Genomic DNA, 21,479 nt, shown 5'->3' on the forward strand with positions numbered 1-21,479 from the left:
GCTCGGCGCGGGTGCGGCGACCGTGTCAGTCGCCGCGCTGGTCTGCGCCGTGATATGGATCAGCGGGCGGAAGCCAGTGCCTCCCAGCACCGTTGTCGAGAACGACGGGCTCTCGGGTGAACGCGTCCACGACGGCCAACACCGAAGCCCTGTCCTCCGAGTTTCGCCAGACCAGTGACCACGTCCACAGCGGTTCCGGATTGTGCACGGGCCGGCGGGTCAGGTCACCGGCGCCGGTGTCATTCTGCCCCTTGGGATTGTTGAGCACCGGGCGGCCGATTCGGCGGACATGCTCGAAGAATGTCGGTCCGGTGACACCACCGTCATCGGTGCGCATGACGCGCGCCCCCGTGGCCGCCGCGTACTGCTCGGCGTATCGATTCCACGACAACCAGCTCGCAGTGTCGGTATCGACAAGCACCACAGTGTCTTTCGCCTCGACGGGCCCGGACTCAGCGCCGGCCGACAGGGCATAGAGCCGGTCGATGCCCACCAAGCGCGCGGACAGGTCCAACTCGGCAAGGTCGGTGTTCTGTACCCAGCAGATCGCCAGATCCAGGCTACCGTCGGCCACCCGGGCGGCCTGGGCGTGCGAGGGCATCACCCAGGTGTCGACCCGCAGGGTGGCCACCCCGGCCGCGCGTTCGGACCAGTCCACCGGGCACCAATTCACACAACCGATCCGCACCGGGTCGTCGGCCGCCAAACCCGTTACCCGCCTGCGCAACTCGTCGGCCTGACGGACCAGCGACCGCGCGTCGGGCAGCAACGCCGCTCCGGCCGCCGTCAACGCCACCGACCGGCGGTCGCGGTCGAACAGCTGCACCTTCAGATCACGTTCGAGCGCCTTGATCTGCTGGGACAGCGACGGTCCCGCGATACGCAGCCGTTCGGCCGCCCGGCCGAAGTTAAGTTCCTCGGCGACGGTCACGAAGTACCGCAGCTGACGCAACTCCACCGGCCCAGCGTAGTAGCCACCGGCTCGCACCAGCGAGCTTTCCGGTCCTATCGGCCGGGACGGGCGTCGAGTGCAATGCCGTTGTGCGGTGCAGACCCAGCAGAAAGGCACGATCATGAACTACCCCACCCGCGTCGCCGTCATCACCGGCGCATCCCAGGGCATCGGCGAGGCACTGGTCGCCGGCTACCGCGGCCTCGGCTACGCCGTCGTCGCGAACTCACGCAACATCGTGGCCGGTGACGACCCGTCGGTCCTGGCCGTCGCAGGGGACATCGGCGTACCCGGTGTCGGACAGCGCATCATCGATGCGGCCATCGAGCGGTTCGGCCGCGTCGACACCGTCGTGAACAACGCGGGCATCTTCATCGCCAAGCCGTTCACCGACTACACCGACGCCGATTACGACGCCATCACCGGGGTGAACCTGCGCGGCTTCTTCGAGGTGACCAGGGCGGCCCTTGCGGTGATGCCCGCCGGCGGGCACATCGTGAACGTGTCCACCAGCCTGGTCGACCAGGCCACCAAGGCCGCGCCGTCGGTGCTGGCATCGCTGACCAAGGGCGGCCTGAACGCCGCCACCCGGTCACTGGCCGTCGAGTACGCCGAACGCGGTATCCGGGCCAACGCCGTCGCGTTGGGCATCATCCGCACCCCGATGCACGCCGAGGATGACTATCCGGCGCTGGCGACACTGAACCCGCAGCAGCGGATCGGTGAACTCGACGATGTCGTGGACGCGGTGTTGTATCTGGAGCGTGCCGGCTTCGTGACCGGTGAAGTCCTGCACGTCGACGGAGGCCAGCATGCCGGGCACTGAACGCGATGACACCGCGACGATCCTGGCCGGTGTGCTCGACGAGTGGAAGGCCGGGATCGACACCCACGATCCCGACCGGACCGCCGCGGTGTTCACCGAGGACACCGTCTTCCAGGGGCTCAAGCCCTACAGCGTCGGTCGCGACGGTGTGTACGCCTATTACGCGGGGCAGCCGGCGGGGCTCACGGTCGACTATTCGTTCCTGCAGACGCGACGCCTGGCGGCCACCGTGGTCTCGGGCTACCTTCGTGCGGACTTCGCCTTCGCCGACGGTACGGGGGTGAGCCTGAACCTCGGGGTTGTCCTCACCGATACCGCCGAGGGCTGGCGCATAGCGCAGTACCAGGTCAGTGCTGTCACCGACTCAGCGCAGGAATGACCTCACGCTCGAAGAGTTCTATGCCGGAGCGGTCGTAGGCCGCCTCGGGGAAGTACATGATGGCGTACTCGCACCCGAGGTCGCGCAGCCGGGAAAGGCGTTCGATGACCTGCTCGGGGGTGCCGGTGGCCGAGTCCGGGGAGGCGACGTTGGCGAGCATGGCGTCGATGGCGGGTGCGGCGTCCTCGCCGACGGCGCCGACCTGGCGCTCCCGGATGCGCTCCAGTCGCCGGCGCACCTCGTCCTCGGAAGCGCCGAGGACGCAGTTGAAGTTCGCCGAGCGGATGATGGCGTCGAAGTCGGTGCCCACCGTTCGGCAGTGCTCGGCCAGGACGTCGGACTTGTGCCGGAAATCCTCCGGTGCGCTGCTGAAGTTCGTGTAGCGGGCGTATTTCGCAGCGATCTTGAGTGTCACCTTCTCGCCGCCGCCGGCGATCCACAGCGGCGGCCCGCCCTGCTGCAGTGGCTTCGGGGCGACGATCGCATCGTTGACCTGATAGTGCTTGCCCTCCAGGGTGACCCGGCCGTCACGCCAGGCGTCCCGCATGATCTGCACACCCTCGTCGAGACGACCGAGCCGCTCGCCTGCCGAGGGGAAACCGTAGCCGTAGGCGCGCCACTCGTGTTCGTACCAGCCGCCACCGATACCCATCTGGACGCGGCCGCCGGAGATGATGTCGGTGGTGGCGGCGACCTTTGCCAGGTAGGCCGGGTTGCGGTAGCTCATGGCGGTGCACATCTGACCCAATTTCACCCGTTCGGTGATCGCTGCGAATGCCGCCATCAACGTCCAGGCCTCATGGGTGGCCTCGTCGGTGGGCAGCGGAACCGTGTGGAAGTGGTCGTACACCCACACCGAGTCCCACGTGCTGTTATCGGCGTGACGAGCCAGTTCATTCATCACTGACCAGTGGTTTTCGGTGGGGATGTCGACGAGATCGAGTCGCCAACCCTGCGGGATGAACAGTCCGAAGCGCATAGCCCTCGACTTTAGGCCCACGCGCCACTTTCTTACATCGTCTACACTGTGACGGGATCGTTGCTGTACCTCAATCGTTGCTGCATCACATGAAGGACATGGTCATGACTGCCCTCCGACGTCGCATCGCGAATGCCGCGCTGGCGGCCGCGCTGCCGCTGACCGCCATGACCGTGGCCTTCGCACCCCCGGCGCTTGCCGAGCAGTGCTCGCGCGGCCAGGTTTCCTACAACGGCAACTGCGTCGACACCTGCAATGACTCGCAGGTCCGCAACTCCGACACCGGCGAATGCCAGTCGCTGATCTCGGCCGCGGTCCAGAAGGCCCGCACCCCCGCCGTCGCTAAGCTGACCCCGGATCAACTGGGTGGTGTGGTGCAGTTGGCCCGCAACGTCGGCGCAATCCCCGAGATCAACTCGACCATCGGTACGTCGTTCGGTATCGCCAACACCATCGTCGGTTGGCCGGCCGTGCTCGCCGGCGCCGCCGCCGACACCGCAGCCGTGCTGGCGCTGTTCGGCCTGCTGCCCGGTGAGGTCACGCCCATCGGCGGTGCCCTGGGTGCCGTTCAGGCCACCGGCCAGACCTTCTCGGCGGTCTCCGATGTGGCGCGAGTGTCGACGGCGCTGCCTGCGCTGGGTCTGCCCAGCCTTCCGCCGCCGCCCGCCGGGCTTCCCGGCCTGCCGCCGCCGCCACCGATCGGTCTGCCCGGTCCCCCGCAGCTGCCGCCCCCGCCGCCGATCGGGCTGCCGGGCCTGCCGCCGCCTCCGGGATTGCCGGGTCCGCTGCTCGGCTGTGGTCCGCGACTGCTGTTCTTCACCCCCTGCATCTGACATGCCGCTGGCCAGGGAAGAGCGTGAGGCATTCCTGGCCGAGCCGCATGTGGCTGCGCTCTCGGTAGCGGCCGGCCCGCACCGTGGGCCGTTGACACTGCCGATCTGGTACCAGTACGTCCCCGGCGGACAGCCGTGGTTCCTCACCGGGGTCGGGTCGCGCAAGCACAAGCTGATCGAGGCAGCCGGGCATCTGTCGCTGATGGTCGATCGCGTCGAACCGACGGTCCGATACGTCAGCGTCGACGGTGCGGTAGCGCGGATGGACGACGCCACCGACGATCAGCTCGTCGAGATGGCCAGGCGTTACCTGCCTGCAGAGGCGGTCGAACCGTATCTGGAGATGGCCCGGCGAGAGCACGGGTCCAGCGTGGCCGTGTATCTGCGGCCGCAGCACTGGTTTTCCGCCGATATGGGTGCGTTCTAGCCGGAGTCTGACACCTCGCGCAGCGGCCGGCCGCGTCCGCGGTACAGATCGGCGTCCGCGCGGGCATAGAGCTCGCCGATACCGGCAGGAGCCACCGCATCGGTGGCGGTGCCGATACTGACCCCCGGGGTCTTCGATCGGATGGCGTCGAGCAGTCGCTCGCGCTCGGCGGTGGCCGCGCCCGCGAGACAGATCGCGAACTCGTCGCCGCCCAACCGCGCCAGCACCGCACCGCGCGGCACCAGCCTCGACCACGAGGTTGCATAGTCGGTGATGCGCCGTTCACCCGCGGAATGTCCCTGGGTGTCGTTGATCGCCTTGAGTCCGTCGATATCGAGCGCGATCACGGTGACCGGCCGCGCACCCGCCCGCGCGACCAGATCCGCGGTCGCCATCTCCCAGCCTGCCCGATTCGCCAGTCCGGTGAGCGGATCGGTGCACGCGGCGGTGAACATGGCACGCATCAGCAGTCCAAAGGATTCCGCCGCTCCCGTGATCGCGACCGCGATGATCAGGTAGGTGATGACCCCGACGTGCGGTGCCGGAGCCACCGCAACCGCGCCGAGGCAGCAGATGACCAGTACCGCGATCCACGTCCAGGCTCGGCGGGTGGGATAGAAGGCCCGTAGGTACATCGCCAGGAACATCGGCGCGATGAGGCACATGTATTCGGCGGTCAGGGTGACGTGGAATGCCATCACGGCCGGGGTCGCCATGACGGCGGCGGCGGTCGCGGGCAGGGTGTGGCCCGGGCGGACGGCCAGCTGGATCAGCCCCACTGCGCTGAGCGCAACCGCGATGATGCCGCCGACGGGGTTGGCGTACTCCAGGTCGGTGCGCACCGGGAAGATCGTGAACACGACGCCGTAGGTGTAGAGAAAACCGGTGGCGCACAGGTAGATGCGCAGCAGCCGGACCCTCTGGTCGGCCATCGCCGGGAACTTCGCTGCCGAACGCGAGGCGAAGTGGGTCATCCGCCCAGCCTGCTCTACCGGGTCGGTGGATACAACGTGATCACTATCCGGCGAAGCACCCACGATACTCGCGCGGCGTGGTCCGCATCTGCCGGACGAAGTGATGGCGGAAGGTCACCGGTGATTCGAAGCCGACCCGCGTCGCGATCTGTTCGACGCCGAGGTCCGAGGATTCCAGCAACGCAAGGCTGGCCTGGATGCGTTGCTCGATAAGCCATTTGATGGGCGTGGTCCCAGTGGCCTTGGCGAACTGGCGCAGGTAGCTGCGCCTGGACAGCGACGACCGCTCGGCGAGTTCGTCGAGGGTGATGGGGCGGTCGAGATGTTCCAGGGCCCAGGCCATCCCGGCGGCGATCCGGCCGTCGACCGCGGGTTCGGGAACCGGGTTTTCGATGTACTGTGCTTGCCCGCCGGCACGGTGCGGCGAGACGACGAGCCGACGCGCGACATCGTTGGCCACCCGCACGCCGTGGTCGCGGCGCACGATGTGCAGGCACAGATCCAACCCGGCCGCACAGCCCGCACTGGTGAGTACCCGCCCGTTGTCGACGTAGAGCGGCGCCGGATCCACCTCGATCGCCGGATACCGCTGCCCCAACAGGTCGGCATAGATCCAGTGTGTCGTCGCGGTGTGCCCGTCGAGCACGCCGGCCGCGGCCAGCGCGAAGGCGCCGGAGCAGATGGAGACCAGCCGGGCGCCACGCGAATCGGCGGCGCGGATGGCGTCGAGCAGCGCATCCGAGGGCTCCTGCTCGACATCGCGCACGCTGGGGATCAACACCGTATCCGCGCTCGCCAGATCCGCGATGCCGTACGAGGTGCGCACCACGGCCCCGCCCAACATCCGGAACTCGGGTTGTTCCGAGCACAGCTTGACCTCGTATCCACCGGGGGCGACCCCGGCGGAGAACCGTCCCGGCAATTCGGCCATCCCGAAGATCTCGGCGGCAAGACCCGATTCGAATCCGGTCATCCCGTCGTAGGCCAGGATGGCGACAGTGTGCATGTCACTATCTTATCGTTAGATGGCATCAGTGCCGGTGTGCCTCCGTCCCCCGACCCGGCATCGTCGTCGATATGACCCAGCTCGATAGGACGCACCAGGGCCCTTTTCTCCGCTTCTGGTCCGCCCTGAAGGCGTTCGCCGCCGGGATCCACGCCGCCAACGGGCTCGCCCATGGCCTCACCCCCGCCGCGGAGTCCCCAGCACGCACGAGAAAACCCCCGGGCTCGCCGTTTCGAGGACAGCGGGCCCGGGGGCTTCTGGTCTTACCGCGCGCCGAGTGGCGCGCCGCGATCAGCCCTCCAGCGAGGCGGGCGGGTTGAAGCGATCGCCGTAGCGGGCCGCCAGCTCCTTGGCACGGGCCACGAACGCGGCCTTGCCGACACCGTGCGGGCCTTCGTAGCCGACGATGAACTGCGCCGAACCACCGGTGTACGGCGGGTAGCCGATACCCATGATCGAGCCGATGTTGGCATCGGCGGTCGAGGTCAGCACGCCCTCGTCGAGGCACTTCTGGGTCTCCAGAGCCTCGGCGAACAGCATGCGGTCGATGGCATCCTGCAGCTCGATGGTGGCGCTACCGGAGTTGAAGGTCTCCTTGAGCCCCGACCACAGTCCGACCCGCTTGCCGTCGGCGTACTCGTAGAAGCCGGCACCCTTCAGACGCGACGGGCGACCGATCTCGATCATCTTCTCAACGACCGCTTCGGCCGGGTGCGGCACGTAGGTCTCACCGTTCGCCTCGGCCGCCTTGCGGGTCTCGCCGGCGATCTTGTGCATGAGCTCCAGGTTCAACTCATCGGAGAGCTGCAGCGGTGCGGCCGGGTATCCGGCCTGGGCTCCGGCCTGCTCGATGGTGGCGGCCTCGATGCCCTCACCAAGCATCGCGAGCGCCTCGTTGACGAAGGTGCCGATGACGCGGCTGGTGAAGAAGCCACGGCTGTCGTTGACCACGATCGGGGTCTTCTTGATGGCCAGCGTGTAGTCGAACACGCGGGCCAGCGCCTCGTCGGAGGTCTTCTCGCCCTTGATGATCTCGACCAGCGGCATCTTGTCCACGGGGCTGAAGAAGTGGATCCCGATGAAATCCTCCTGGCGCTTGACACCGGTGGCCAGACCGGTGATCGGCAGGGTGGAGGTGTTCGAACCGAGCAGGGCGTTGGGCTCGACGATGTCCTCGATCTCCTGGAACACCTTGTGCTTGAGTTCCTGGTTCTCGAAAACGGCCTCGATCACGAAGTCCACACCGGCCAGATCGGCGGGGTCGGCGGTCGGGGTGATCTTCGAGAGCAATGCAGCAGATCGTTCCTCGGTGGTCTTGCCACGCTTGAGCGCCTTGGCTTCCAGACCCTCGGAGTAGGCCTTGCCCTTCTGCGCCGCCTCGATCGAGACGTCCTTGAGCACGACGTCATAACCGGCCTTGGCCGACACGTAGGCGATACCGGCGCCCATCATGCCCGCACCCAGCACACCGATCTTCTTGATCGGCACCGGCGCGATGCCCTCGGGACGCGATGCGCCACCGTTGATGGCCTGCAGGTCCAGGAAGAAGGCCTGGATCATGTTCTTGGCGACCTGACCGGTGACCAGCTGGGTGAAGTAGCGGCTCTCGATGCGAGTCGCCCCCTCGAAGTCCACCTGAGCGCCCTCGACGGCCGCGGCAAGGATGGCCCGCGGGGCCGGCATCGGCGCACCCTTGAGCTGCTTCTTGAGCAGCGCCGGGAAGGACGGCAGGATCGCGGCGAGGCCGGGGCTGCTCGGGGTACCCCCGGGCATCTTGTAGCCCTTGACATCCCACGGCTGCACGCCGCCCTCGGGGTTGTCCTTGATCCACTTCTTGGCCGCCGGGATGAGTTCATCCACGGACGGGACGAGCCGATCCACGAGTCCGATTTCGAGGGCCTTGGCCGGGTTGAACCGGGTGCCCTGGCTGAGCACCTCCATGAAGGCCTTCTGGATGCCGAACATCCGCACGGTGCGGGCCACGCCGCCACCGCCGGGCAGCAGGCCCAGGGTCACCTCGGGCAGGCCGATGACGACACCCTTGACATCGGCGGCGATGCGGTGATGGGTGGCCAGCGCGATCTCAAGACCGCCACCGAGCGCGGCGCCGTTGATCGCGGTCACGACGGGCTTGCCGAGGGTCTCCAGCTTGCGCAGATCGGCCTTGATGAACTCGACCTCCTCGAATGCCTGCTGGGCATCGTCGGGACCGATGTTGATCATGCCCTTGAGGTCACCGCCGGCGAAAAAGGTCTTCTTCGCGCTGGCGATCACCACACCGGTGATCGAATCCTTCTCGGCGACAAGGCGTTCCACCGCGTCATGCATGGACTGCTTGTAGTGCTCGTTCATCACGTTGGCCGACCCGGTCGGGTCGTCCAGCGTCAGGGTGACGATGCCGTCGGCATCCTGCTCCCACTTGATGGTGTTCTCTGCCATGGTCATATCTCCTAGACGCGCTCGATGATGGTGGCCACGCCCATACCGCCGCCGACGCACAGCGTGATCAGCGCACGCTTGGCACCGCGACGCTCGAGCTCGTCGACCATGGTTCCGGTGATCATGGCGCCGGTGGCACCCAACGGGTGACCCATCGCGATGGCGCCGCCGTTGACGTTGAGCTTCTCGTCCGGGATGTTGAGATCCTTCTGGAACTTCATCACGACCGAGGCGAACGCCTCGTTCAGCTCGAACAGGTCGATATCGTCGACGGTCAGTCCGGCGCGGTCGAGCACCTTCTTGGTCGCCGGGGTGGGTCCGGTGAGCATGATCACCGGGTCGGCGCCGCTGGTGGCGGTGGCCACCACGCGCGCCCGCGGGGTCAGCCCCTGGGCCTTGCCCGCGGCCTCGCTGCCGATCAGCACCAGTGCGGCGCCGTCGACGATGCCCGAGCTGTTACCGCCGGTGTGGACGTGGTTGATCTTCTCCACGTAGTGGTACTTCTGCAGCGCCACGTCGTCGAAGCCGCCCATCGCACCCAGATCCGCGAAGGCGGGCTTGAGCTTGCCCAGGCTCTCCACGGTGGTGCCCGGACGCATGTGCTCGTCGTGATCGAGCACGACCAGACCGTTCTGATCCTTGACGGGCACCACGGACTTGGCGAAGTAGCCGCCCGACCATGCCGCAGCGGCCCGCTCCTGCGAGCGCGCGGCGTAGGCGTCGACGTCCTCGCGGGAGAAGCCCTCGATGGTGGCGATCAGATCGGCGCCGATGCCCTGCGGGACGAATCCGACGCGGTAGTTGGTCTCGGGGTCGCCGGCCCATGCACCGCCGTCAGAACCCATCGGGACGCGGCTCATCGACTCGACGCCGCCGACGAGGACCAGGTCATCCCAGCCCGAGGACACCTTCTGGGCACCCAGGTTGACGGCCTCCAGGCCCGAGGCGCAGAACCGGTTGAGCTGGAAACCACCGGTGGTCTCGGGCAGACCCGACACCAGCACCGCGGTACGGGCGATATCGCCGCCCTGATCGCCGACCGGGGACACGACACCCAGGATGACGTCGCTGATCAGGTTCTCGTCGAGGTCGGGGTAGCGGGCCCGGATCTCGTCGATCAGGCCTACGACGAGGTTGACCGGCTTGATCTCGTTGAGGGCGCCGCCGCGCTGCTTACCGCGCGGGGTGCGGATGGCCTCATAGATGAAGGCACCTTCGGACATATGTTGTTCCCTTTCGGGTGGGTGACAGGGCACTGATCGCGCACCCTAGCAAAATCGTAAACCAACCTGTTGGTTGGTCCAATTTCCACCCATCCGCCAGTGGCCACCTATCGCACGCCATCAGGGGAATACGTGCGATAAGTGGCCACTGAAAAATCGGGATCAGGCCGACTGCGGCTCTGCCTCCGCCAGCGTCGGATAGTCCACGTACCCGGCAGGTCCGGAGGCGTAGAAGGTCGGCACGTCGGGCTCGTTCAGCTCGGCCCCGAGCAACAGCCGATCGATCAGGTCCGGGTTGGCCAGCCAGCTGCGGCCCACCGCGACGGCGCTCGCCGCACCCCAGTCGACCAGGGACTCCAGCTGGCAGAAATCGGTTCCGGTATCGCGGCCGGTGTTGAGCACCAGAGTGTCAGGCCACAGGGCCCGCAGTGCCCCGAACGTCTGCGTGCTGGGGTCGATCAGGACGTGCAGATAGGCCGGCCCCAACGGGCGGATCCGGTTCAGCAACGCCTCGTAAGCGCCGATCTGATCGTTCTCACGCATATCCCCCGCACCATTTCCCGGTGAGATCCGCAGCCCGACGCGGTCCGCACCGATCTCGTCGGCGACCGCCTCCACGACCTCCGCGGTCAGCCGGGCGCGATTCTCCGCAGACCCGCCGTAGGCGTCGGTGCGCAGGTTCACCACATCGGAGAGGAACTCGTGCAACAGGTAACCATTGGCAGAGTGGATCTCCACCCCGTCCATGCCGGCATCGACGGCACGACGGGCCGCGCCACGGAACTGGCCGATGATGGTGCCGATCTCCTCCTCGGTGAGCGCACGCGGCACCGGTAAGGGCTGTTTGCCCGACGGGGTGTGGGTGAGCATGTCCGCGGCGACCGCCGAGGGACCCACCGTCTCGAACCCGCTGATATCCGGATGCGCCATCCGCCCCACATGCCAGAGCTGCACGAACATCTTCCCGCCCCGGGCGTGCACCGCATCGGCGATATCGGCCCAGGCCTGCTGGTGCCGGTCGGTGTAGATGCCCGGGGTGTTCATGTAGGCGCCGTTGGCCTGCTCGCAGATCGCGGTGGCCTCACTGATGATCAGCCCGGCACCCGCGCGCTGGGAGTAATACAGCGCCGCGAGATCCGACGGGGTGGCATCGGATTGCGCGCGCGAGCGCGTCAGTGGTGCCATGAACACCCGGTTGGCGGTCTCGGTGGCTCCGACCTGCAACGGCGTGAGCAGGCCGGCATCGGGCGCGAGACGGAAGGTCTGGTCGGTCATTTCCCTCTAAGCGCTGTCGGCGGCCCAAACATTCCCCGCCAGCAGCCGCCCCGAGAGCAGACCCCAGGTCACCGCGTGTGACACACACGCCGCCCGGTTGCTCGCGCCCAGTTTGACCATCGCACTCTCCAGATGGTGGCCTGCGGTACGGACGCTGATGAACAGCCGGGCGGCAATCTGATTGTTCGTCAGGCCCTGTGCCGCGAGCGTCAGGGCGTCGAGCTCGCGGGCGGTGATACCGAACGGCAACGGATCCCTGGTCACCAGCAGTACACCGGAGAGGCTGTCGCGCTCGAAGCGGCGGGCGGTGTCGATGATCCTGCTGTGTAGCCAGCCGGCGCCGTCGAACCACCGAGTGGCCTCGGGTCGCAAGCCCAAACCCGTTGCCCGGGTGGCCAACACCATCTCGGCTACCAGTGCGCGGTCCAGTGGGGCCGCGAAGGTGTCGCCGTGGATCAGCAGATGCGCCTGCCCGTCACCGTCGATCGCCCACGCCTGTGCCTCGGGCGCCATGAGTTCGGCAACCATGCGCGGGCGTGAGGAGAAGTCGAGCTGTGCGGCCATCTGCGCGCGCAGCGAATTGATCTCGGCCACATCGTTATCGGTCGGATAGCGGGCGTCGTCACAGTTGACGTGGATGGTTCCGGCATAACTGCCGTCCGCGGTGACCAGCCGCGCCGACAGCCCCTCGTCGAAACCGGCCGGGGCGAAAACACCCTGAACGGAATAGGTGTCGCGGTACTCGGGAAAGTCACGCCAGCGCAGAGCGCCGAGGCCGCGCACCCGCATCGTGTCGAACAGCGGATCGTGATCGATGAACCAGGTGTTCAGATGCTCCATCACATGATCGGGGTAGCCGTGGTTGGCGACGGCTACGTGCCGGCGGCGGATCGGATCCCACAGGCTGATCGCCGATGCCGATGACGCCGCCCGCGCGCTCAGCGCCTCGAGCATCTCGTGGGCGCGCGTCTCGATACTCGCGCTGCTGCCCAGCACCTCCGCATATGCGCCTGCCATCAGATCCTTCTCATCACGTCCCCGAAAGCATGATGGGCAGCGCGTGTTTCGCGAATGTTTCACCCGCGCGGCGGACAGGCAACACCCACCGCGGAAATGGGAGATTCCTCCCATAGCCCGCTGAATCCCCTGGTTCTTACGCTGATCGCCAACGATCCACGACCAGCGAAGGCGACTCACATGAACAGAATCACCGCGGGAGTGGCACTCCTCGCGACAACGACCATGCTCGCGGCCGGTTGCGGCAGTCGGGCCGGTGACGACTCGGGCGCGACGGCACAGGGGTGCGCGGACACATCGGGCTCGGAGGTCGCGATCGGTTCGATCAACTCACTGTCCGGCGGGCTGGCCGTCAGCGAGTCGGTCATCCATGATGCGATCGCGATGGCCGTCGACGAGATCAACGCAAGCGGCGGGGTGCTTGGCAAGCAGCTCGATCTGTTGTCCGAGGACGGCGCATCGGATCCCACCGTGTTCGCCGAGAAGGCCAACAAACTGGTCAACAGCGACTGTGTCGCAGCAGTTTTCGGCGGATACACCTCGGCGAGCCGCAAGGCGATGCTGCCGGTGTTCGAGGATTCCAACGCACTGCTCTACTACGGTCAGCAGTACGAGGGCCTGGAGTCCTCGAAGAACATCTTCTACTCGGGCGCCACCACCAACCAGCAGATCATCCCGGCTCTGGACTACCTCAAGCAGCAGGGCGTCACCTCGCTCTACCTGGTGGGCAGCGATTACGTCTTCCCGCGCACCTCCAATGCCATCGTCAAGGCCTACGCCGCGGCCAACGGCATCGAGATCAAGGGCGAAGACTATGTGCCGCTGGACAGTACGAACTTTGCGACGATCGTCAACAAGATCCGCAGCGCCGATGCCGACGCCATCTTCAACGTCGTGGTGGGCGGGTCACTGACCGCCTTCTTCCGTGAATACAACAGCGCCGGGCTGACGGCCCAGACCATGCCGGTGATGTCGATGTGCGTCGGCGAGGAGGAGGTCAAGAGCATCGGCGCCGATACCCTGGTCGGGCAGCTGTCGTCGTGGAACTACTACGAGACCCTCGATACCCCGGCCAACAAGAAGTTCGTCGCCGACTTCAAGGCCAAGTACGGCCCCGGCCGGGTGACCTCGGATCCGATGGAATCGGCCTACACCGCGGTGTACCTGTGGAAGGCCACCGTCGAGAAGGCCGACTCGTTCGCGGTGGCCGACATCCAGTCCGCGGCCGACGGCGTCACCGTCGACGCCCCCGAAGGTGCCGTCACGATCGACGGTGAGAACCACCACGTCACCAAGACCGCACGGGTCGGAAAGGTGGTCCCCAGCGGTCTGATCGACCAGGTATGGCAGTCACCGGAACCCATCACCCCCGATCCGTTCCTCAAGAACTATCCGTGGGCCGAGGGAATCACGGGCTGACGCATGCATCTGACACCCAAGGACGAAGACCGGCTGTTGGTGTTCCTGGCCGCCGAACTGGCCCGCAAGCACCGCGCGGCGGGACTGGCACTGACCTATGCCGAGGCCCGGGCACTGATCGCCGACGAGGTCATCGAGGCCGCCCGATCCGGCGCCGGGGTGGCCGAGGCCGCCGCCATCGGGGCCGACCTGCTCACCGATGACGATGTCATGCCCGGCGTGCGCACCCTGTTGGGTTCGGTTCAGGTCGAGGCGTTCTTCGACGACGGGCAGAAGCTCGTCACCGTGCACGACGCGATCGGCCCCGGCACCCGGACCGCCGACGAGATCGCCTTCACACCGGGCGAGGTCCTGCCCGCCGACGGCGACCTCGAGCTCAACGCCGACCGGGCCACCGTGTCGGTGAGCGTGCAGAACACCGGTGACCGCCCGATCCAGGTCGGATCGCACTTCCACTTCTTCGAATGCAACCGGGCGCTGCGGTTCGACCGGCGATCGGCATTCGGCATGCGGTTGGACATCCCGTCGGGGCTGGCCGTGCGCTTCGAACCCGGTGAGACGCAGGAGGTATCGCTGACGCGCTACGGCGGTGACCGCGTGGTGATCGGCCAGAACGATGTCACCAACGGACCCACCGACACCGATCCCGGTGAGGAGCTGATGAGCACCATGCACACCCGCGGCTTCCTGGATTCGGGGAGCTGAGATGGCATACCGCATCAGCCGGGCCCGCTACGCCGAACTGTACGGACCGACCACCGGCGACCGGGTGCGCCTGGCCGACACCGAGCTACTGGCCCGTGTCGAACACGATGCCACCGTGTACGGCGACGAGGCCGTGTTCGGCGGCGGCAAGACCATGCGTGAGGGCATGGCCGTGCACGGTGACCTGACCAATGACGAAGGGGCACTGGACTTCGTCATCACCAATGCGCTCATTGTCGACGCCGTGTTGGGTATCCGGAAGGCCGATATCGGGATCCGCGACGGACGCATCGTCGGGATCGGCAAGGCCGGCAACCCGCGCACCATGGACGGTGTGGACCCCGATCTGATCATCGGCGCAGGTACCGATATCCGCTCCGGCGAGGGCATGATCGCCACCGCGGGCGCCATCGACGTCCACGTGCATTTCGACAGCGCCGGTCTGGTCGAGGAGGCCATCTCCAGCGGCATCACCACCATGATCGGTGGCGGCCTCGGCCCGGTGACCGTCGGCATCACCTCGTCGGGGCCGACGAACCTGGCGCGCATGCTACGGGCCGCGGAGGCCTTCCCGATGAACTTCGGATTCATCGGCAACGGCAGCGCATCGAGCACCGCACCGCTGATCGAGCAGGGACTGGCCGGCGCCATCGGATTCAAGATCCACGAGGACTGGGGCGCCACCCCGGCGGCGATCCGGGCCTCGCTGGACGCCGGCGACGAACTGGACCTGCAGGTGCAGATCCACACCGACACCCTCAACGAATCCGGCTTCTACGAGGACACCATGGCCGCGATCGGTGGCCGGGTGATCCACACCTATCACGCCGAGGGGGCCGGCGGCGGTCACGCGCCGGACATCATGCAGGTCGTCGGCGAGCCCTATTGCCTTCCGTCCTCTACCAATCCGACGAATCCCTACACACTCAACACCTTCGACGAACACCTGGACATGGTGATGGTGTGCCACCATCTGAATCCCCGCATCCCCGAGGATGTGGCGTTCGCCGAATCGCGGATCCGGCGGGAGACCATCGCTGCCGAGGACGTGTTGCACGATATGGGTGCCATCTCGGCCATGGGGTCGGACTCCCAGGGCATGGGGCGCATCGGGGAGACCATCGCCCGCACATGGCAGTTGGCCTCACATATGCGGGCCACCCGCGGCCCCCTGCCCGCCGACGAGGGCACCGGTGCCGACAATGCCCGGATCCTTCGTTATATCGCCAAGCTGACGATCAATCCGGCCCGCCTGTTCGGGATCGATCACGAGGTCGGCTCGTTGGAGCCGGGCAAGCTCGCCGATATCGTGCTGTGGGAACCGAAGTTCTTCGGAATCCGCCCCGAGGTCGTGTTCAAGGGCGGCTTCCCGGCATGGTCGGTGATGGGCGAGGCCAACGCGTCGCTGATGACATGTGAGCCGTTGAAGTACCGCCCGCAATGGGCGGCCTACGGGCAGACCCCGTCCGACGTGTCGGTGAACTTCGTGGCAGCCGCGGCGATCGACGCCGGACTGGGTGCGCGACTCGGACTGCAGACCCGGCTGGTGGCCTGTCACGGCTCGCGCGGGCTCACCAAAGCCGATCTGCTGCACAACGATTACCTGCCCGATATCCGGATCGAACCCGACACTTATCGGGTGATCGTGGACGGCCAACTGTGCCAGAGCGTGCCGATGACGACGGTGCCGCTGGGCCGTCGGTACACGTTGAAGTAGAGGAGAACGCGATGGGCGAGGTACTTCGCATCGGTATCGGCGGTCCGGTCGGGTCGGGTAAGACCCGGTTGGTGGAGCGGCTGGTGCCCGAACTGATCGGCAGGGGTCTCGGCGTTGCGGTGATCACCAACGACCTGGTGACCGACGAGGATGCCCAACGGGTGCGCCGCAGCGGGGTCATCGACCCGAACCGGGTGCTGGCCGTCGAGACCGGCGCCTGCCCGCACACCGCCATCCGCGAGGACCCGTCGGCGAATCTGGCCGCCGCCCGCCGGTTGGCGGCCGAATTCGATGACCTGGACCTGATTCTCATCGAGTCCGGTGGCGACAACCTGGCCGCCACCTTCACCTCCGACCTGGTGGACTACTGGATCTTCGTCATCGACACCGCGGGCGGGGACGATATCCCGCGCAAGAAGGGCATCGGGCTGCTGCAGGCCGATCTGCTGGTGGTCAACAAGATCGACCTCGCCGACCTGGTGGGCGCCGATCTGGACGGGATGCGCCGGGACTGCGCGGCGGCCCGCCCCACCAAGCCGACGGTGTTCACCGATCTGCGCTCCGGATCCGGCTTGGACGCCCTGACCGAGGAGTTGCTGCGCGGTGTGATGCTCACGGCGCGCGCATGATCGCCCCCGGTGTGCTGAGCCTGCACGCCCGCGCCGATGCCAGCGGCACGACGCGGATCACCGGGCTGCGGCAGCGATACCCGCAGCGGGTGACCACCGCGCTGCACTGCGATCCCGCGTACCCCCGCGCAGCCAACCTCTGTGTGCAGAGCCCCAGCGGCGGAACCTTTTCCGATGACGATCTGAGCACCACCGTACGGTGTGCGTCCGGCACACATCTGCACCTCACCTCCCAGGCCGCCACCCAGGTGTTCGCCGGCGGCGGACCCGGTGCGCGGCATCGCCTGTCGTTCGACGTGGAGTCCGGGGCGGTGCTGGAGTACCTGCCCAAAACGATCATCCCGCAAGCCGATTCGAGCTTCGCGCAACGGTTGGAGGTCGATGTCGCCACCGGCGGGGTGTACATCGGCTGGGATGCGATCGCCGCAGGGCGGATTGCACACGGCGAGCGGTTCCGGTACGCCGTCGTCGACACCGCGTTCACGGTGCGGGTACAGGGCCGTGCGGTGGCACGGGACCGCCAACTGGTCACCGCGGATGCCGTCATCGGAGCGGACTATCTGGCCACCCTGCTGATCGTCGCGCCGGGCCACTGCCTCCGTGCCGCCCTGTCAGCCGTGCGCGCGGTACTGGCCGATCACCCCGGCATTGAGGGTGGCGCCGGCGAACTTCCCTCTGATGCCGGCATTTTCGCACGGATCAGGACCGACAGCGCACCCGCACTGCTCGCCGTGCAGCAGGCACTGCACGATGCGGCCCGCATCATGTTGCCCATCCCACCGATCACCAGGAGCACCCCGTGATAGCCGATACCGTACTCGGACACGTCGATGATCCGGCCTTTGCCGGCCGCCTGCACCAGCATGTCGACATCGGCTGGGGTGATGCGGGCAAGCACCGACAGCTCGTCACGACCGACACCGGTGTCGAGGTGCGGATCATGTTGCCGCGCGGCGTTTTCCTACACCACGATGCCGTGATCGCCGATGACGGCCACGCCGTCGTGGTGGTCCGCCGTCCCGCCGAGCCCGCCATCCGGGTCCGGTTCGCCGATAACACCGCGCGCACCATGCTGATGCTGGGCCACCTGCTCGGCAACCAACACGCCCCCGTCGACGTCGACGATGACGGTGTGACCGTTCCACTGTTCACCAGCGCCGACGCCGCCAGGGACATGCTCGCCACAATGGGTGTCATCGGTGAGGTGACCGAACTGGCACTTGCCGGCCACGGCTGGGCGCGGACATCTGCCGATGACCATGCCGGCCATCACCACTGACGTCACGACCGCGCTGGCGCTGTGGCTGCAGTTGCACGACAGCGCGTTTCCCGCCGGGCGGATGGTGCACAGCCACGGTCTGGAGGAGTGGCTGCACCGTCGCCCGGACGCCGGTGCCGATGCGGTCGAATCGGTGGTGTGCGGATACCTGCGGCACGGCGTCGCGACGCTGGATGCCACCGTCACCGCGCATGCCTGGCTGGCTGATGATCCCGACACCCTCAACGAACTCGACGATCTTGCCGCGACGTACAAGCTGTTCGGCAACTCCCGCACCGCCTCGGTATCCGCGGGCGGGCAACTGGCGGCCACCGCCATCGAGATCGGGATCGGGGAACGGCATCCGTACCTGCTGTCCGTGTCGAGCGGCTCGGCACCGGGTCACGCCGCCGTGGTCGACGGAGTCGTGCAGGCACTGTTGGGCATCCCCCGGCAGGTCGCCGTCGTCGGCGTGCTGCGGTCGATGATGGCGTCATTGTTGAGCGCGGCGGTACGGCTCGGCAGATTGGGGCCGCTGCAGAGCCAGCGCATCCAGCTGCGCAACGCCGAAGCGATGGCGGTGCTGGCCCAGGCAGCCTGCGAACGGCCGCTGAGTGAGTTGAGCAGCGTGTCACCGGCGCTGGAGATCAGCGGAATGTGCCACGAGGAGCGGACATCCCGGTTGTTCGCGACCTGATCGACCGGTCATTCGATGACTGCGGTGAACTCCGCTTCGAGGAGGGCACCGCGTCTCACCCTCGGGCGGCGGTCGCCGGACTCTTGAGAGCCCGGATGGCCAGCCACGCGGCCGTCCGGTCGTCGGGGCTGGCCATCGACAGCCCGGTCAGCTCCTCGATACGGCGAATCCGCGCCGCCAGCGTCTGACGGTGCACCTGAAGCCGGCTCGCCGAGGAGCCCCAGGCACCGTGCTCGGCCAGGTAGATCTCCAGGGTGCGGGTCAGCTCGCCGTGCCTGCCACCGTCGTCGCGCAGCGGGTCCAGTATCGCGGCGACGCGCGTCATCGCGCTGTCGTCGAGGTGATCCAGCACGTACGAAACGGTGGCCAGGGAGCGGTACCAGACGACCGGACGCGAATCGACCACCGCGATCTCGAGCGCCTGTCGTGCCTCCGCGGCGGTGCGGGCGAGCAACTCCGGCGTCGCAGCCGACCCCAGCCCCATCCGCAGCGGCATACCGGCCTCGGTCAGTCGTTCTGCCATCGCGGCGAGTTCCGGGGCCCGGTCCGCACCGATGAATCCCAGCACCCGACCCCGCTCGGCGGACACCATGTGGACGGCTCCCAGCTCGTCGAGCCAGCGGATGGACTGGCGTTCCGGGTCGATCGCGCTCGATCGCGATGCCACCGCGAAGGCCGTCAGCGACTGTTCGTGAACACCCCAGCGCCGCAACAGTGTTGCGGCCTCCATACCGCCACGCAACAGTGTCGACAGCAGCACCTCACGCCCCAGCCGCTCGGTGGCCGGGTGATTGGCGGTGTGCAGTAACAGATCCAGCAGGGCGGCCACCTGGGAGGCCAGATCCCTGCTGCGGCTGGTGGATCCGCGTGCCCCGATCACCAGGTAGGCGCTGACATCGGCACCCTGGCCCACCGGATGCACCTGCAGGCCCGGATGCCGGATCCGCACCCGGCGCCCGAACGCGGCCGAACCCGCGTCACGCACGTGCAGACTGCCCGCGCCGGCAGTGGTGATCACCTCGCCATGGGCGTCGAGAAGTACTGCCCAGCCGTCGATCCGGTGTGCCAGCTCGGCCACCACCGCGACCACACCGCCGCGCCGCGCCACCTGCGTGAGCACCTTGGTCCCCGTGGTGACCCTGCGGTCCTCGGCGGCCTGGTCGGCGGCGATCAGTGCCGTCAGCCGCGCGTGCGCGACGTCGGCGGACAGCTGCGGCACGGCGACCGCGGTTCGCGCCCCACCGACGAGGGCATCGCGTAGTCCGCCCTCCAAGGATCCGCCGGCGATGATCGCCACGCATCCGGCCAGCGGCGCCTTTGCCGCATCGGAGGCCAGCGCCACCGCCCAGTCGCCGGGGGCGGCCACCACCAGCGTCGTGTACCCGGGCGAACTGGGCACCACCAGATCGGCCAGCGCCACGCTGTCCTCGACCGGCGTCGCCCCGTCGACCGCACCAACGACCAGCTCGGCGCCGAAATGCTCGGCGATCGCCCGCACGTCATAGGCCACATCGGGAGTGTACAAAATGATGGTTTGATTCCAGCCGATCACATTTATTTCGACTGTCCTCAAGCTGGTGCGCTCCCTACGATTCGGAACATTCCCGCAATCAGAGGAGCCCGAGTGAAAGCGATCGTCTTCCGTGATCCCGCCACGCCCATCGAGTACGTGGACGTCGACCTGGCCGGCCCCAAGCCCGGCGAGGTGCGGGTGAAGATCGCCGCCGCCGGGGTGTGCCATTCGGATCTGCACGTCAAACGCGGCGAGTGGGACGCGACGGCTCCGCTGGTCATGGGCCATGAGGGCTCCGGGGTGGTCACCGAACTCGGCGAGGGTGTCACCACACTGGCGGTCGGCGACCATGTGGTGCTCTCCTGGGTACCGCCGTGCGGCGAGTGCCGCTACTGCCGCTCCGGCCACGAGGCCCGCTGCCAGAAGGTCGCCACGGTCGTCGCACCCCTGGGCACGCTGTTCGACGGCACATCGCGGCTATCGCGCAACGGCGAGACGGTGCACCACTATCTCGGGGTGTCCTCGTTCGCCGAGGAGGTCATCGTCCCGGCTTCCGGTGCCGTGAAGGTGCGCGAGGATGCGCCGCTGGACGTCATCGCCGTTGTCGGCTGCGCGGTGGCGACCGGTGTCGGCGCCGTGCTCAACACCGCCGCGGTGGAGCCGGGCGCCTCCGTCGCGGTGATCGGGTGCGGCGGCGTGGGCCTCAACGTCATCCAGGGCGCGAAGTTGGCCGGCGCGAGCCGGATCATCGCCATCGACGTCCGCGACGACAAAACCAAGATGGCCGTGCAGTTCGGCGCCACCGACCGCATCAACGCATCCACCGGCGACGCCGAGGAACAGCTGCGCGAGCTGATCCCCGACGGCGTCGACTACGCCTTCGACGCGTTCGGCCATACCGGCACCACCGAGCAGGCCATCCGGATGCTGGGGCTGGGCGGCGCGGCCGTCGTGGTCGGCCTGCCGCCCACCGGCGCCAAGGCCTCCTTCGAACCGCTGGTGCTCGCCGAAGCCGACCAGCGCATCCTGGGCTCCAACTACGGGTCGGTCCGCCCCTCGATCGACATCCCCGCACTCGTGGATCGCTACATGGACGGTCAGCTCAAGCTCGACGCCCTGATCTGGGCCAGCCGGCCACTGAACGAGGCCGCGGCCGCGTTCGAGGACCTGGAATCCGGCGAAGCGCTACGCACCCTTCTCATTCCCTGACA

General features: G+C 67.4%; 21 protein-coding genes. 12 read left to right on the forward strand and 9 right to left on the reverse strand.

Annotated features, from left to right (window positions below; genetic code table 11):
* Positions 1-25 precede the first annotated feature (25 nt).
* On the reverse strand, positions 26-958 hold the full coding sequence (locus PGN27_RS10290) for a LysR family transcriptional regulator (protein ID WP_335326032.1): 933 nt from the start codon (positions 956-958) through the stop codon (positions 26-28).
* Between the two features lie 115 nt (positions 959-1,073).
* Here PGN27_RS10290 and PGN27_RS10295 point away from each other — a divergent pair, with 115 nt between their 5' ends.
* Entirely contained in the window at positions 1,074-1,778 is a 705-nt protein-coding gene (locus PGN27_RS10295; RefSeq protein ID WP_335326033.1) for an SDR family NAD(P)-dependent oxidoreductase, read from the forward strand.
* Positions 1,765-2,157, forward strand: a complete 393-nt coding sequence (locus PGN27_RS10300) for an SgcJ/EcaC family oxidoreductase (RefSeq protein WP_335326034.1) — start codon at positions 1,765-1,767, stop codon at positions 2,155-2,157. The genes PGN27_RS10295 and PGN27_RS10300 overlap by 14 nt, the downstream gene beginning before the upstream one ends.
* Here PGN27_RS10300 and PGN27_RS10305 read toward each other — a convergent pair.
* Complete coding sequence (locus PGN27_RS10305) at positions 2,135-3,136, reverse strand: LLM class F420-dependent oxidoreductase (RefSeq protein ID WP_335326035.1); 1,002 nt, start codon at positions 3,134-3,136, stop codon at positions 2,135-2,137. The genes PGN27_RS10300 and PGN27_RS10305 overlap by 23 nt on opposite strands.
* A gap of 104 nt (positions 3,137-3,240) precedes the next feature.
* On the opposite strand from PGN27_RS10305, the gene PGN27_RS10310 reads away from it, so the two are divergent.
* Positions 3,241-3,969 (forward strand): hypothetical protein, encoded by a 729-nt coding sequence (locus PGN27_RS10310; protein ID WP_335326036.1) that lies wholly within the window; start codon positions 3,241-3,243, stop codon positions 3,967-3,969.
* A gap of 1 nt (position 3,970) precedes the next feature.
* Complete coding sequence (locus PGN27_RS10315) at positions 3,971-4,396, forward strand: pyridoxamine 5'-phosphate oxidase family protein (RefSeq protein ID WP_335326037.1); 426 nt, start codon at positions 3,971-3,973, stop codon at positions 4,394-4,396.
* Here PGN27_RS10315 and PGN27_RS10320 read toward each other — a convergent pair.
* The 6 genes from PGN27_RS10320 to PGN27_RS10345 all read right to left on the reverse strand — a co-directional run bounded on the left by PGN27_RS10320 (position 4,393) and on the right by PGN27_RS10345 (position 12,330).
* A complete protein-coding gene (locus PGN27_RS10320; RefSeq protein ID WP_335326038.1) occupies positions 4,393-5,370 on the reverse strand; it encodes a GGDEF domain-containing protein in 978 nt (325 codons plus the stop codon). The two genes, PGN27_RS10315 and PGN27_RS10320, sit on opposite strands and share 4 nt — an antisense overlap.
* Positions 5,371-5,413: 43 nt before the next feature.
* On the reverse strand, positions 5,414-6,376 hold the full coding sequence (locus PGN27_RS10325; protein ID WP_335326039.1) for a helix-turn-helix domain-containing protein: 963 nt from the start codon (positions 6,374-6,376) through the stop codon (positions 5,414-5,416).
* A 291-nt stretch (positions 6,377-6,667) separates the two neighbouring features.
* Positions 6,668-8,815: a 3-hydroxyacyl-CoA dehydrogenase NAD-binding domain-containing protein gene (locus PGN27_RS10330; RefSeq protein WP_335326040.1), complete on the reverse strand. Its 2,148-nt coding sequence runs from the start codon at positions 8,813-8,815 to the stop codon at positions 6,668-6,670.
* Positions 8,816-8,826: 11 nt separating this feature from the next.
* Positions 8,827-10,038 carry an acetyl-CoA C-acetyltransferase gene (locus PGN27_RS10335; protein ID WP_030133225.1) on the reverse strand — a complete coding sequence of 404 codons (1,212 nt, stop codon included), beginning with the start codon at positions 10,036-10,038 and terminating at the stop codon, positions 8,827-8,829.
* Between the two features lie 162 nt (positions 10,039-10,200).
* Positions 10,201-11,313 (reverse strand): alkene reductase, encoded by a 1,113-nt coding sequence (locus PGN27_RS10340; RefSeq protein ID WP_335326041.1) that lies wholly within the window; start codon positions 11,311-11,313, stop codon positions 10,201-10,203.
* A 6-nt stretch (positions 11,314-11,319) separates the two neighbouring features.
* A complete protein-coding gene (locus PGN27_RS10345; RefSeq protein WP_335326042.1) occupies positions 11,320-12,330 on the reverse strand; it encodes a helix-turn-helix transcriptional regulator in 1,011 nt (336 codons plus the stop codon).
* Between the two features lie 180 nt (positions 12,331-12,510).
* Between PGN27_RS10345 and urtA the strand changes: the two genes are divergently transcribed.
* From urtA to PGN27_RS10380, 7 genes are read left to right on the forward strand one after another with little or no spacing between them, the layout of a single operon-like run.
* Positions 12,511-13,749 carry an urea ABC transporter substrate-binding protein gene (gene urtA, locus PGN27_RS10350; protein ID WP_335326043.1) on the forward strand — a complete coding sequence of 413 codons (1,239 nt, stop codon included), beginning with the start codon at positions 12,511-12,513 and terminating at the stop codon, positions 13,747-13,749.
* Between the two features lie 3 nt (positions 13,750-13,752).
* Positions 13,753-14,454 (forward strand): urease subunit beta, encoded by a 702-nt coding sequence (locus tag PGN27_RS10355; protein ID WP_335326044.1) that lies wholly within the window; start codon positions 13,753-13,755, stop codon positions 14,452-14,454.
* Position 14,455: 1 nt separating this feature from the next.
* The gene (gene ureC, locus PGN27_RS10360; RefSeq protein WP_335326045.1) at positions 14,456-16,171 is read left to right on the forward strand and encodes an urease subunit alpha; all 1,716 of its coding nucleotides are present in this window, start codon (positions 14,456-14,458) and stop codon (positions 16,169-16,171) included.
* Positions 16,172-16,182: 11 nt separating this feature from the next.
* Positions 16,183-16,800 carry an urease accessory protein UreG gene (gene ureG, locus PGN27_RS10365; protein WP_335326046.1) on the forward strand — a complete coding sequence of 206 codons (618 nt, stop codon included), beginning with the start codon at positions 16,183-16,185 and terminating at the stop codon, positions 16,798-16,800.
* Entirely contained in the window at positions 16,797-17,603 is an 807-nt protein-coding gene (locus PGN27_RS10370; protein ID WP_335326047.1) for an urease accessory protein UreD, read from the forward strand. Before ureG ends, PGN27_RS10370 begins: the two co-directional genes overlap by 4 nt.
* Positions 17,600-18,079: an urease accessory protein UreE gene (locus PGN27_RS10375; protein WP_335326048.1), complete on the forward strand. Its 480-nt coding sequence runs from the start codon at positions 17,600-17,602 to the stop codon at positions 18,077-18,079. Before PGN27_RS10370 ends, PGN27_RS10375 begins: the two co-directional genes overlap by 4 nt.
* Positions 18,060-18,755, forward strand: a complete 696-nt coding sequence (locus tag PGN27_RS10380) for an urease accessory protein UreF (RefSeq protein ID WP_335328701.1) — start codon at positions 18,060-18,062, stop codon at positions 18,753-18,755. The genes PGN27_RS10375 and PGN27_RS10380 overlap by 20 nt, the downstream gene beginning before the upstream one ends.
* A 55-nt stretch (positions 18,756-18,810) precedes the next feature.
* Here the strand turns inward: PGN27_RS10380 and PGN27_RS10385 are convergent, their stop codons facing one another.
* Positions 18,811-20,265, reverse strand: a complete 1,455-nt coding sequence (locus tag PGN27_RS10385; protein WP_335326049.1) for a PucR family transcriptional regulator — start codon at positions 20,263-20,265, stop codon at positions 18,811-18,813.
* Between the two features lie 114 nt (positions 20,266-20,379).
* Here PGN27_RS10385 and PGN27_RS10390 point away from each other — a divergent pair, with 114 nt between their 5' ends.
* Positions 20,380-21,477 (forward strand): alcohol dehydrogenase catalytic domain-containing protein, encoded by a 1,098-nt coding sequence (locus tag PGN27_RS10390; RefSeq protein WP_335326050.1) that lies wholly within the window; start codon positions 20,380-20,382, stop codon positions 21,475-21,477.
* The last annotated feature ends 2 nt before the right edge of the window (positions 21,478-21,479 follow it).

The organism is Mycolicibacterium neoaurum, from assembly GCF_036946495.1.
Classification (GTDB): domain Bacteria; phylum Actinomycetota; class Actinomycetes; order Mycobacteriales; family Mycobacteriaceae; genus Mycobacterium; species Mycobacterium neoaurum_B.

Excerpts from the sequence above, each read along its gene's own strand:
- urtA (WP_335326043.1), top strand. The coding sequence starts at position 12,511 with ATGAACAGAATCACCGCGGGAGTGGCACTCCTCGCGACAACGACCATG.
- PGN27_RS10370 (WP_335326047.1), top strand. The coding sequence starts at position 16,797 with ATGATCGCCCCCGGTGTGCTGAGCCTGCACGCCCGCGCCGATGCCAGC.
- ureC (WP_335326045.1), top strand. The coding sequence starts at position 14,456 with ATGGCATACCGCATCAGCCGGGCCCGCTACGCCGAACTGTACGGACCG.
- PGN27_RS10335 (WP_030133225.1), bottom strand. The coding sequence starts at position 10,038 with ATGTCCGAAGGTGCCTTCATCTATGAGGCCATCCGCACCCCGCGCGGT.
- PGN27_RS10345 (WP_335326042.1), bottom strand. The coding sequence starts at position 12,330 with ATGGCAGGCGCATATGCGGAGGTGCTGGGCAGCAGCGCGAGTATCGAG.
- PGN27_RS10330 (WP_335326040.1), bottom strand. The coding sequence starts at position 8,815 with ATGGCAGAGAACACCATCAAGTGGGAGCAGGATGCCGACGGCATCGTC.
- PGN27_RS10310 (WP_335326036.1), top strand. The coding sequence starts at position 3,241 with ATGACTGCCCTCCGACGTCGCATCGCGAATGCCGCGCTGGCGGCCGCG.
- PGN27_RS10380 (WP_335328701.1), top strand. The coding sequence starts at position 18,060 with ATGCCGGCCATCACCACTGACGTCACGACCGCGCTGGCGCTGTGGCTG.
- PGN27_RS10340 (WP_335326041.1), bottom strand. The coding sequence starts at position 11,313 with ATGACCGACCAGACCTTCCGTCTCGCGCCCGATGCCGGCCTGCTCACG.
- PGN27_RS10320 (WP_335326038.1), bottom strand. The coding sequence starts at position 5,370 with ATGACCCACTTCGCCTCGCGTTCGGCAGCGAAGTTCCCGGCGATGGCC.
- PGN27_RS10300 (WP_335326034.1), top strand. The coding sequence starts at position 1,765 with ATGCCGGGCACTGAACGCGATGACACCGCGACGATCCTGGCCGGTGTG.
- PGN27_RS10315 (WP_335326037.1), top strand. The coding sequence starts at position 3,971 with ATGCCGCTGGCCAGGGAAGAGCGTGAGGCATTCCTGGCCGAGCCGCAT.
- PGN27_RS10325 (WP_335326039.1), bottom strand. The coding sequence starts at position 6,376 with ATGCACACTGTCGCCATCCTGGCCTACGACGGGATGACCGGATTCGAA.
- PGN27_RS10355 (WP_335326044.1), top strand. The coding sequence starts at position 13,753 with ATGCATCTGACACCCAAGGACGAAGACCGGCTGTTGGTGTTCCTGGCC.
- PGN27_RS10295 (WP_335326033.1), top strand. The coding sequence starts at position 1,074 with ATGAACTACCCCACCCGCGTCGCCGTCATCACCGGCGCATCCCAGGGC.
- ureG (WP_335326046.1), top strand. The coding sequence starts at position 16,183 with ATGGGCGAGGTACTTCGCATCGGTATCGGCGGTCCGGTCGGGTCGGGT.
- PGN27_RS10305 (WP_335326035.1), bottom strand. The coding sequence starts at position 3,136 with ATGCGCTTCGGACTGTTCATCCCGCAGGGTTGGCGACTCGATCTCGTC.